4 protein-coding genes are annotated in these 12703 nt (G+C 51.4%); 3 read left to right on the forward strand and 1 reads right to left on the reverse strand.

The genetic code is table 11. The features are described from left to right. Window positions 1-8: 8 nt before the first annotated feature. Window positions 9-668 carry a type II secretion system protein GspG gene (locus JW814_06445; GenBank protein MBN2071082.1) on the reverse strand — a complete coding sequence of 220 codons (660 nt, stop codon included), beginning with the start codon at window positions 666-668 and terminating at the stop codon, window positions 9-11. Between the two features lie 491 nt (window positions 669-1159). Here JW814_06445 and JW814_06450 point away from each other — a divergent pair, with 491 nt between their 5' ends. The 3 genes from JW814_06450 to JW814_06460 are packed head-to-tail and all read left to right on the forward strand — an operon-like array spanning window position 1160 to window position 12691. Further along, on the forward strand, window positions 1160-9109 hold the full coding sequence (locus tag JW814_06450) for a hypothetical protein (protein MBN2071083.1): 7950 nt from the start codon (window positions 1160-1162) through the stop codon (window positions 9107-9109). Then, on the forward strand, window positions 9106-11121 hold the full coding sequence (locus JW814_06455; GenBank protein MBN2071084.1) for a PorV/PorQ family protein: 2016 nt from the start codon (window positions 9106-9108) through the stop codon (window positions 11119-11121). Before JW814_06450 ends, JW814_06455 begins: the two co-directional genes overlap by 4 nt. 10 nt (window positions 11122-11131) lie before the next feature. Then, the gene (locus JW814_06460) at window positions 11132-12691 is read left to right on the forward strand and encodes a SpoIIE family protein phosphatase (GenBank protein ID MBN2071085.1); all 1560 of its coding nucleotides are present in this window, start codon (window positions 11132-11134) and stop codon (window positions 12689-12691) included. Window positions 12692-12703 lie beyond the last annotated feature (12 nt).

A 12703-nucleotide genomic window follows, 5' to 3' on the forward strand; every position in this document is an offset into this window, starting at 1 on the left:
CCGCAATCCTATTGAGGCGTAGAACTCCTTATAATATAACCGACGTCATCTCCACCGATCTCCTCGTCGTACGTATTGTTTTGAAAAGCCGTGTCGAATACACCGTTCGGGCCGGCTGAAAGGACCATCACGTTGTGACGGTCATAGTTAGCAACGGTATTGTTCAAAAACCTGACATTTACGACGAAAGGATTACCCCAGGGATCGAGAGGAACCGATTCGAGATAGGGGCCGTTCCAACCCGGTCTGGTGTGAGGGCTTTTACTTTCCGGATATAGAGGATCGATCGTTCCTACCGCGTTGGCTACCAACTGCTCAGTGAGAGTACTCGATTCTCCCCAGCTGTCCCAATTTCCACCGCCGCTTATTCCCGTGCCCCCGGGAGGGACGCCGGTGTCTCCGCCACCGAGCGGGCCACTTCCGACGAGGCGCGTCAGGTCATATGCCGAATCGCTGTCGTTCTGCAGGGGCCACCGGCCCGTATCCTTGTAGAACGAAAGGACGGCGTTACCGATCACCTGGGCGTCGCTCTGAGCCCTGGCGACTCTTCCCTCGTTGAGGTTCTTGATCAGGGGTGGAGCGATCGCTACCGCCATAATGGCTACTATAGCGACCGCGATGATTATCTCCAGCAGCGTGAAACCGCTGGAATCTTTAAGCTTCTGCATCAGAACCTTCCTCCTTTTCTGACTGCACCGAAGTATCCGTGGACCTTCCCGCGAAAGGTGATTGCCTGTCCCATCGGGACGAGAGACCCTGATTACACATCCTTGCCGCCGCGCGAACTCCTCTACTCGGGAACGCGCCGGTCCATCCGGACACAGATTTCTGCTCTCACAGAATCTTCGGCATTGGACCAGGAGCACTTTAAGGTTTTTATTCGAGAACCGGGGATTACCCGCGGGTATTTCTTCCATTCACTCTGATTTCCCATTGTATCGGGAAATTTCCGGTCATTGCCGATAGTTGAGAACAGTTCTTGCAACCCAATCGCTTGACAAGCCAGGAGGCGTCATTGGTGGATGAGGTGTAATAGCCTCAATTATAAAAAGATATACGATTGTCGAGCAAAAGTATCAGGCACCGACACGACATGCGCAATAGGGGATAAAGAATCAAATAATAATAAGTTATACCTATGCTGGTATCGATGGACAAGATGCGGAAAAGAAGCTTAAAAATCGCTAAAAAAGGAAAAACCGGTAAATTATTGCCCACTGTAGCTGCAATTCTGGCATTCAATTATCTTCTCTGTGCCTCCGGCTCACGAGTCCTGGCTGACCAGGGGGGAGAATGGAGCCCGGATAGACCTCAAGCCGCCGTCGCTGTGACCGCGGGGTTATGGATCACCGAAGTATCCTGCCCGTACGATACTCTCGCAATCAATCAGAAGAATATACCGGTGACAGTCAGGGTGAAGAACCTTTCTGACTCGGAGATCAGTATACAGCTTCTGTCGCTGATCTTTACCTATGTCTCATCGGGGGATCACAATTCAGATTACACGGTCACAGGGTCGCCGAGCGCCGACTCGCTCCTTTCGCCGGATATGACGGGCACTTTCGAATTCGATATAGATGTCAATCCCGATGCTATTACCGATGTCAACATTTCTGTCAAAGCGGTGGTCGTCGGAGAGAAACAGGACAATCTGCAGATCATATCGGCGAGAAGTGACGACATCATCTACGCGCTCGATAGTTTTTCCATAGTAGCTCTCGACAATAATGATGGAACGTATAACTGGCGGGCTGAGTGGACGGAGATCGGCGAGTCGGATGGTCCCGGAATCGGAAAGATACAGGTAGTCGAAAGCCCGGGAAATCTGCGGATCGGTGACCCCGCTTCATATTCCCCCGTGGGAGTCAGCAGAGCGATCAAACTTGGTGACGCGGGCAGGGCCCTTCTTGAGTTCAGTTGGGCGAGGGATCCCGCATACGGGTTTAACGGGACCCTGGTCGTCGAAATATCCGAGAACGGGACAGACGGATGGGAGACGATCTTTACTGTTGGAAGTGGTCCCGGCACATCTTTCGCGACACAGATCTTTGATATGTCAGATTATATCTCCGACGATACTGCTATCCGTCTCATGACTTCCGGGACCTGTTCGGGAATTGTATATTTCGACGATATTAAGGTGACTCCCGAGACTTTGACCGGCGCGTTCGACTGGACCGTTCTGTCCGATGTCATCTTTTTTACCGCCGCTCTTTTTGACACGAAGAATTCAAGAGTGCGGGCGGACGATGGACTACTTTTTGTTTCGGATGAGGAAGGAGTGATCCTCAACAATATACATTATTTGAATGGCGGCAGACCGTTGATTTCGATCCCATTTGAGCAGGAAACGCTCTATCGCCTCGTCATCCAGTTCAATTCGACATTTGACTGGGACTGGGAACCTAAGGAAAGTGAAGAAGGCTACGTCGCCTTCAACGATTCTTCTCTTGGTTTCGGGAGGATCTCGGCCCCTCGACCCGGCCTGAAGGAGCTTCTTCTCTCCGAATTGATGATAGGGGACGAGGAGGCCGATCCGGCTGATTATCTTATAGGCGCAACCAAAAGCGACGATCCCGTTATCCCCTGGACGATGAAGACCGATCCCCTGCTCGACCCGAAAGTGGACGATGGGAAAGTCAAGGAGTATGGTGCTCTGGTGGAGGGATTAGATCCTCCGAGGATGATCATCGACTGCAGGGATGATGATAAACACTGGGAAATAACGGGCAACTGCGAGTCGGACCGCTACTATTTCCACGAAGTATGGTTTAAGCCGGACCTTGAATGGGCGCATGGCGATACGGCTGACATCTTTCTTCATCTCGGCGGCAAGGAACCGGACGAAAACCTCGACGAGCTCCATCTTCTCCTCAGGATGATAGACGATGATTACGCAGGTCCAGTCATCTCGGATTTTTCCCCCGAAGTACTTCCGGCAGGGGCTGTGGATTATATAACATGTCTTATAACCGATCCGAGCGGCGTCTATGACGACGAGTCGGGGGCGGGTGGCCAGGGAGTATATCTTCTCTGGGATACCGATGGCAGCCTTGAAGACGATTATAATGAAATGCTGATGTCCCCGGCGGGCGGCGGATATTTTACAAGCGACGGGATGGTCGGAGGAGTGGCGGAAGGGACAGACCTGGTATACAGGGTCTTCGCCTGCGACGACGATTCCGACAGGGGGGCTCCGGACAGGAGCTGTTCGGTGAGCAGTATACAGCATATCCAGATACTCGGTTCGGCGATAGTATTCGACAACCCGTCAACGCTTACGCCCGATTTCGTGTACCCGGGAGATGAGGATCAGGTCTTTTCGATCAAAGTCAGCAATCCAAATCCAGAAAATATAGTAATTCTACCCGCGGTATCGTATCTGCAAATAGATGACGGTGATTCGATCATCACGACTTACCTGGCAAACGAGACCCTTCTTGTCCCGGGCGCGACTCAATTCCCGATTTCATTCGATCCGGTCGATATTCCTGAAGATTTTTCCGCTCCCGATTCTCTCGAGCTGACCCTCCACCTTGAGGGGACTTTCATGGGATTTATATTCTGGGAGCAAACCTGGACAGCTTCCATCACGAACAGGCTAATAGTCAGGGAACCTCTCCTGCTGATCGAAGCTCATTCGATCGCTTCGGTAGATGTAAACCCCGGAGATAGAAAAATTGAACTGATGCGCCTGGAGATAAGCCTCGATGGCATCGGTGATATATCGATCGATAGCCTCGTTGTCTTGAATCCAATTGGCAGCGAGGCTGAGCGTTCGGGAAGCGATTCGAATTTTGAAAGATTGTATCTTTACAAGGAGGCTGATGTTCCCGAGACGACCGGTCAAATCGAGGAAGACGCCGGGGAGCCTCTCCCGGCGAGCAGGCCGCTGGGCGAAGGAGATTCTCTTCTGGCCGAGGCTGTTTTTGAAAACAGAAGGGCCGTATTCGATCTGTCGAGTGGAAAGGTGATTCATCCCGGAGAATCTGTCTATTATTACATCGCCGCGGATGTCGATTCATTTTCAGCCCGGGATGGAGAATATCTCGACGTTGAGATCGACTCTCCCGATTCGATCCATATCTCGGGAAATGCATCGATATTTATCGATGATCTTCCGCTGAATTCAGAGGGAAGCTGCCGCATAGACGGTTTTCTCAGCTTCCAGGCCCGGGTCGTCAATGTTCTTCCCGACACGGTCTATTCCGGAGGCAGCGGCGAGCTTGTACTTGCCGTCGACCTTCCCGGAAACGGTAATTCTCCCGATATACTGTCGGGTCTTTCGGCATGGAACTTCGGCGATTATGAAGCGAACGGCCTGGTCGAGGAGTTGATCCTGTGGGCTGATAACGGGAATGGCGTTTTTTCTTCGGAAACCGACGGCTCTCTCGGGATCTTAAGCAACACGGGAGGCCGTTTCCAGATATCCGGACTCTCGCAACCTATATTCGGGTCAAAAAGATTCTTTCTGACGGCTGTCTTCGGACAGGGATTTACAGAGAATCTCCTGGTGAGATTCGGAATCCCGGAAAACGGCGTCGAATATATATCGGGAAACGATGGTCCACTTGATTCAGAATTGATCAACACTCACTCGCAGATCCTCATAAGGCGCGAAGGAGTGACAATCGAGAGTTTTCAGTCAGCCGACCGGCCGGACGTGTTGTATCCAGGTGATAGAAATGCGGAGATATTCGGGATGAGGGTCAGAAACAACACCATTGGTCAGGCTATTATCGATTCTCTGAGTCTTGCATCGGAGATGAGACTCTTCGAATGCGAACCTCTCAAGCCGGTGTTTCTGTTTCTTGATGACGGCGATGACACGTTCGATCCTGAAAAGGATACCATACTGTCAGAGACAGCCTGGTCTGAAGGGGAGGGATTTTTCGGCGAGATCGGAATCGATATAGCTTCGGGAGCCGAAGCAGTACTGTATCTGGCCACAGACATCGATTCATTCAGGACCGCTGATGGTGAGACTCTGTCAGTGTGGCTTGATAACGTAGAGGATATCTATTTGTCAATAGAAACAGAGAACCCTTATGAGATATCGGGAGATTTTCCCCTCATGGTCGAGGAGGCGCCGTCTACCGATGGGATGCTTTCATTCCAGATCAGATTAAGCGCGGGGGACAGCACGATCTCGGGGCGGACCGAAAATATCCCGGTCCTTGATCTTGTTATTCCCGGAAACGGTTGCCATGACGATACGCTCACTTCGATCACGGTCGTCAACGACGGAACAGCTGGCAAAGAACATATAAAAAGGACTGTTCTCTGGAAAGATGATGGAGACGGGATCTTCGATCCGGATTCGGATGAATTCCTTTCCGAACTTGATCAGATCGAGACAAAGAAATACAATTCTTCCGGCCTTGCGGTAACGTTGACTGGCGGATCGGGGGAAAGACTGTTTGTATCGGTAGACCTTGAGGACGCCTTTACTACCGGGGCTTCGATCATGGCGGGAATTCCCAGGATGGGCATCGGGGTCGCCTCGGGGAACGATGGACCGTCAGATAAGGATATATTTTCCGATAAAAGCATACTGATTCCCGTTCCAGACCGCGTGACGCTATATACCAGCATGCTGGGAAACAGACGAGTCCACCCGGGAGAAAATGATCTGCTCATAATGGTGATCGGCGCGTACAACAGCTACGCGCTGCCCAAAACGCTTCAGTCGATCCAGCTTCTGAGAAGCGGTTCGGCCAGGCCTGAGGAGATCCTCAGAGCGAAAGCATATTCAGACGCGGATGAAGACGGATTTTTCGATCCAGCGTCCGACAGACTGCTTCAGACGGTAGAATCTTCCGGCGTACTCTTCGAGTTCGACGCCCTTCTGATGACGCTGGCACCTTATAAAAGCAGCCAGATATTTATTGCCTATGATATTCCCGGCGAAGGAGTGCGCGATTCGGTCGCGGTCGATTTCAGCATACCAGACAGGACATGGGTATCATTTATAAGCGGTACTACGGTAATAGAGGGCGAATTTCCGCTCAATTCGGCCGGAGAAGACCTGATTGATGGCATGGTGGCATCGCAGATAGAAGTCGCGACGGTAAACAGCGCGCGGGTTTCCCCCGGGGACATGGATGTTCCCTGTTTTTCCTTCCGGCTGCCGTGCAACGGGACCCAGGGGGATTCGCTTATAAGCATAGTCCTTGAAAACGAAGGTTCCGGCATGCCGGGGATCGATATCGAATATCTCAAGTTATGGAAGGAAGGGGGGGGTGAAGATGGGATCTACGATCCGGGGGAGGAAGAGTTTATAGGGTATTTCATGTGGAACGGTAGCAGTTGGAACACAGTATCGAGCCTCTGGGAGTATATCGATTGCGATGGATTGTCTCTTCATGTCACGGCCGATTTTTCCGAGATAGCGGTCGATGGCAGGACAGTTGTTCTCTCTCTCCCTGTAGACGCGATCGAAGTCCGGTCCGGTAACGATGGACCGATCGACAGGCCGCTGATATCTAAAGCGAAAATTACAGTCACCACCGATCCGATCATCGTATCATTCGTACCAATACTGCCGGTAACTACGGGCCAGGTATTCGACTGCGAATTGATTTTGAGCAACGTCACCGATTCACTGCTCACAATGGTCCGCCCCGACAGTTTTATGCACTTTGGCGACGGAGGAATCGCGCCTCTCTCCGGACCTTTCCCGGAATCGATCGATCTGGAAGCCCACCACGACAGCTCTTTCACATGGAGTTTCAACGCCGTCTCGCAGGGAAAAATCGTTTTTCAGGCAAAAGCCTCTGAAGACGGGGGAATCGCCCAGAGCCGCCTGGAATACTCTGATACAATATCGATTGAAAACATCCCCGACGATTTCGATATCATGATCGACGATCTTTCCCCGGTAAGTCTCAACAGGGGACACAGGGCAGCCGAAGTTTTCGAAATGGCCGTCAGTTATAGTTCAGGATGCGAGCAGTGCGCCGCTGTGGACTTTGTCTCGATCGAATTGATCTTCACCGATGGCGCGGGAACCGGACTTGCGGTAAACGACGTCGCTTCTAAAATAACTTTTGAGGATGAAACAATGGTCCTGTTCTCTGCGCAGACCTCATCGGTGACAGATTCGACGATCGAACTGACACCGGTCGAACCTGTAATATTTTCTCCCGGCGATATGAAGATATTCACAGTTTCTCTCGATGTGGCAGAGGATGCCAGGGCGGCGAATTTCAGGCTGCTGTTGGAAGACCCCGATGATATATCTATAATCGATCATAATAACTCTGCCCTGGTCATTTTCGGCGGATCGACATTTCCCTGGTCGACCAATACGATCACTCTTAAAGATCCGGCGGTCGAGCTTCTGGTGGGCGTCGATACGCAACTTCCTGAAAAGGTCAACAGGGGACAGGAGACAGTACCAGCGTTCAGTCTTGTCATTGCGAATTCAGGGGGATCTTCGGCGGCCGATATCAGTGTTTCGGCGATCGAGTTCAAGACATTCGATATGTCGAATGAACCGCTCGCGCCATCCGGTTTTCTGAAAAAGATAAGAATTCAGGATATGTACGGGTACAGTTATTTCGTCACCGATGTTTTCCCGCTTTCGTCAGGGATCCACTGTCTTTTCCAGCCCGAACTGGTCGTTTCAGCGCTGACTCCCCTGGTACTTAACGCATTTCTGGATTTCAGATCTGATCCCGAGCCATCCGCGTTCGCCATATCTTTACACGATTCGATCTCTGTTTCGGCCAGGGATATAAATTCCGGTCAGACTGTGGAAGTCAGGGCGAACGCATCCGAAGGATACGGGTTTCCTATGAATTGCGGCGAAGCGATTTTTATAGATCCTTTGAGCAGCTTTTCAATTTCAGGTGATGGACTTCTTCCCACCAGGATCACCGGTGGGCTCGACGATGTCGACGCTCTACGCCTGACCCTTTGTCACACGGGAACAACCGGCGAATCTCCGGCGGCAGTATCGGGGCTTTCCCTGCGGCTGATCGACCAGACTGGAGGAGGTCTCGCGCAGAACAGTAAATTTTCAGCGATAAGAGTCGAATCGATCGACAGTGTTATCTGCGCAGTCTACCCTACCGCTCTCGATACTTCATCTTACATAAGGATGGAATTTGACGATCCTGTCCTTATCGAACCGGAAGGTTCCGTGGTCCTTGATATATCGCTGGATATTGACCAGGATGCGGTTCCGGGATATTTCCAGATGCATCTATACGGAACCGCGGTCGAAATACTTGACGCGACATCTGGAGCGGTTTTCGACAAACCGACAGGCGCTTTTCCCCTGTCGAGCGGATTGACCAACGTGGTGATCCCCGTGGGCAGCATCTCTTTCGAAGCCAGTGGAGTCCTGCCTGCGAATATTGCCGCGGGCGAGAAAGTAAAGGCATTCGACCTCCGGTTCTCAAGAAGCGCTGATTCAGGCGGCTCGACCGCCATGATCGATTTCATAACTCTTCACTTCGAGGATGAAAAGAAGATGCCGGTGGAGACAGCTTCCGATATCGCCGGAATCACCATCGAATCCGGGTCCGGGATGATAGAGACAGAGGCAGTCCAGATCGAAGATGGCGTAAGGGTGGATTTTATCGATCCTCAAAGACTTGAATCGGAAGAAACACTCGATCTCGAACTTTTTCTCACCATCGCCCCCGGCACCGCGATCACGATGGTATCTGCCGCGATCAGGTCTGCCGATGATATTTCCGGCACTGACGAGACTACAGGCGATCCCGTCGCGGTGGGACTCGCCGATGGAAGCGCGTTTCCCTTTAATTCAGGGAGGGCAGCCCTGCTCTCGACTGAACTGGAAGACTCGTTTTCCAACTATCCCAACCCGTTTGTCGCCAGCAGAGAAAAGACGACGATCGTTTTTTTCATGCCGGATAATGGAACGGTGACGGTCCAGGTTTATACTATTCTGGGCCGCCTCGTCAGGACTCTGGCGCTCAATGAAGAACGTGGCGCGGGGCCACACCAGGATATTTCATGGGATGGACGAAATGGCAGGGGAGAAAAAGTGATCAACGGAGTCTACTACCTGGTTCTGAAAGCGAAAATCAATGGAAAGGAACAGGTCCTGAGACGAAAGGCCGCTTTGGTACGATGATGTTTGTGCAGAGCAGAAAATATGTCGATGCCGTTCTGATATCGATGGCGATCCTCGCGCTCGGGGATCTTCCCCTGTTGGCCGGGGGCGAGGGAGGAGGCACGGAGTCTCCTTTTTCTCTTGGAGCGGGAGGTCGGAGTATTGCCATGGGAGGAGCGAAATGCGTGGTCTGGGGAGAGGCATATACGCTTCTCTGGAATCCGGCCGGGTTGGAATATCTTGAACGCGGGGAGATCAATCTGTTCCACACCCCTCTTTTGGATGAAACGAGTTCCTATTCCTCCATTCTGGGTTCATATCCATTGACCGATTTCGGCGCGATATCGTTCGGAGTCCTCAGGCTCGATGTCGGCGGAATAGAACGCAGGGACCAGGAAAACCTGGTGATCGACGGAGAATTATCAAACAGGCAGACGAGGTATCTTTTCGGGTATGCAAGGAAAATATACAGAGGACTGTCAGGCGGCGTGACGATGAAACTCGACCGTTTCGTCCAAGGGTCGTACAACGCCAGCGGGTTCGGTGTCGACGCCGGGTTCGGGGTCAAGTCTGATATTGACAATGAGGCGTTCGATGGAGCCGCGTTGGGACTTACACTGATAAATATAATCGAACCGAAGCTTAAACTCGAAGACGAAGAATCGGGCGACCCGTATGGGACCAGGGTCGGATTTGCCGTTTGGAGGTCTCTTTCAGGGCGTTTCGATGACAGGCTGCTCGTAGCGGTCGATATGATCAAGACAAAACATGACGAAGCGCGGATACAAGCCGGGTTCGAATATTCAGTAAACCGGATGCTGGCTCTGCGTGGTGGATGGGATTCCGGTTCTCCGACCTTCGGGCTGGGATTCTCTCTTTCTTTCCTGCAGCTGGACTACGCCTGGCGAGACAGCGACCTTGAAAATTGTCATCTTTTCTCTCTTTCTTACAGATTCGGCAGCTCAAAGACGGAGCGGATCGAAAGACGGAAAAAAGAAAGAGAAGAGGAGATAAAAAGGGAGCTGGAAAGAGAGACGGCGAGGTATGAGACAAGGCAGATGGAAAACTACCTTGCGAAAGCGCGGGAAGCCCTGCGGCAGGACAAGTTCAGTCAGGCGGAGGATCATTTCAAAACAGTCCTTCTCTGGGACCCTGAAAACGAGGAAGCAAAGGCGGGAAACCTGAAAGCGCAAGGATATATCATTATTACCCTGGCGGATTCGCTTTTCGCCGATGGAAGTTATGGCGAAGCCCTTATGCATTATCGAAAGGGGAACGAGAAGCTCTCCATCAGCGCGATAGACGACAGGATCAGAGAATGCGAAAAACTGATCGGCCAGACCGCGGACCAGAGGCAGATGATCGATGCCGTCTTTGCCCATGCCGTTGAACTTTACTCCGAAAGGGACTGGACTGGCGCCGTGGCAGCTTTCGCGCAGGTACTCAGGTTGGATCCGGGGCATGATATTGCCAGGCATTATTATGATAAGGCGACGGCTAGGCACAAGGAAGATTACGCAAGGGTCCTTCAGCAGACCGGCGTTCTGGCGAGGAAAAAACGATACGGAGAAGCAATCGATCTTTTACGCTCTGGCCTGGACAAATTCAAGGGTGACGCCGAACTGGAGAAAAAACTTGCCGAGGTCATGGAACTCAGACAAAGAGAAGAAATAAGCACCATGGAAAAAGAAAAACCGGCGGCCACGAAAGCGCCTCTGACGAAAGAAGAAGCCGATAACTTGAGGTTGATATATGAAAAAGGCGCTGAATATTTCAAAAACGGAAAATTCGACAGAGCGATCGTCGAGTGGGAAAAAGTGTGGCATGGATACCCCGGATCCGAGCAGATCGGAGAGTACCTGGTCAAGGCCTACCTTTACCGGGGGATGGAGCTTTACACGATGCATGATTACGAAGAAGCGCTCGAGATCTGGGGCAGGATATTGAAAGTAGATCCTGATAATGAAAAAGCTATCAGATATATAAGAAGGACAAAAGAGGAACTGAGCAGTCTCGAAAATGTAGCCGGATAGCCGAAAGGCGTTGAAAGACGTGAAGATATTAAGTCTGAAAATACAGATCACTTTATCAGTGATTCTTCTGGTCGCAGGTATTGTCGGGGCGTTTTCATTGACCGTTGCCAGGATACAGAAAAATATCGTTCTGGAAGAGATGACAGAGATCGTTATCCTCCAGGGCAGGAACCTCGCGCTGAATTATTCAAAGCCCCTTCTTCACAGCGATCCGGAGTTCGAGCTTCATCCGCATATCTCAAGAGTGCTTGAAAAGAACGCCGATATCATACAGATAATCGTTGTCGATAACGCCGGTATAATCAAAGGACACAGCGATCTTAGAATGATCGACGGCAGGTACGCTCATTCCCCGGGATTGGAGAGAACGAAAGGGTCCTCGAGGCTGGACGGGATAGAAGAACTTCGTGAAAACGACGACATTCTTGAGGCGAAGATACCGATCATCGATCAGGATGAATCGATCGGTCATGTCTATCTGACATATTCAAAAAAGAGGATGCGGCAGGCGGTCGCCGCGATTTACAGCAGAGTCCTCAAGATCGGACTAAGCGCTCTTGTCGCGGGGTCTGTAATTTCCCTTCTGCTGGCGCTGCATATAACGAGACCCGTAAGTATACTGACCGAGGGCGCCGAGTTGATCGGGCAGGGGAATCTTGATACGAGGATCACCGTAAAATCAGGCAGAGAGATCCAGGCCCTCGCTGACACATTCAACCAGATGGCAGTGAGGCTTAAAAGCGACAGGATCGCGATGCTCGAAAAAGAAAGAATGGATAAGGAGCTTGAGATAGCGAAAAGCATCCAGGAAACGCTACTTCCGTCTGACATGCCGGTGATGAAAGGTTACCAGCTGGAAACGTATTATAATCCCGCTCAGGAGGTCGGGGGGGATTATTTCGATGTGATACCGATAGGCGGCAACAGGATAATGTTCATTGTCGGCGACGTGGCGGGAAAGGGAGTGCCGGGCCTGGTGATCATGGCCATGGCCAGGGTCATGGTTAGGGATCTTGCCAAAAGAGGAGAAAACCCGGCAAGGTTGCTCAGATACCTTAATATCCACCTTGGGCAGGATATAAAGAACAACATCTTTTTGACCCTTTTCTGTGGAATTCTCGATACGGAAAAGCGGACTTTCGATTACGCCAGCGCCGCTCATATGCCTATACTCTTTTATCGGCATAAAGAACAGACAGTCTATTCGCTTGGAACAAAAGCCAAGCCGCTTGGAATTTTCGACGATGATGTATTTTCCGTTGGGCTGGAGGAAAACAGACTAGTTCTCGAGCCTGGAGACCTGATACTGCAGTATACTGACGGGCTTACCGAGATGCGTAACCTGTCGGGTGATGAATATGGATTTGACAGGATCACATCGATCGTCAAAGGAAGCGCTCGCAAAGGGGCGCGTGATCTTCTTCCCGAGATCCTGAGCGATCTTGGTGAATTCAGGGCTGAAGCGGCGCAGAGCGATGATCTGACCCTTCTTGCTCTAAGCCTCACCGGGAACCGGATAATAGACGAAGTTGCCGGAGGCAAAAACGGAATGATGGTAAAGAGGGGCTGAACAAAGGAACGA

It is taken from the genome of Candidatus Krumholzibacteriota bacterium, from assembly GCA_016932415.1.
Taxonomy (GTDB): Bacteria; Krumholzibacteriota; Krumholzibacteriia; order Krumholzibacteriales; family Krumholzibacteriaceae; genus Krumholzibacterium.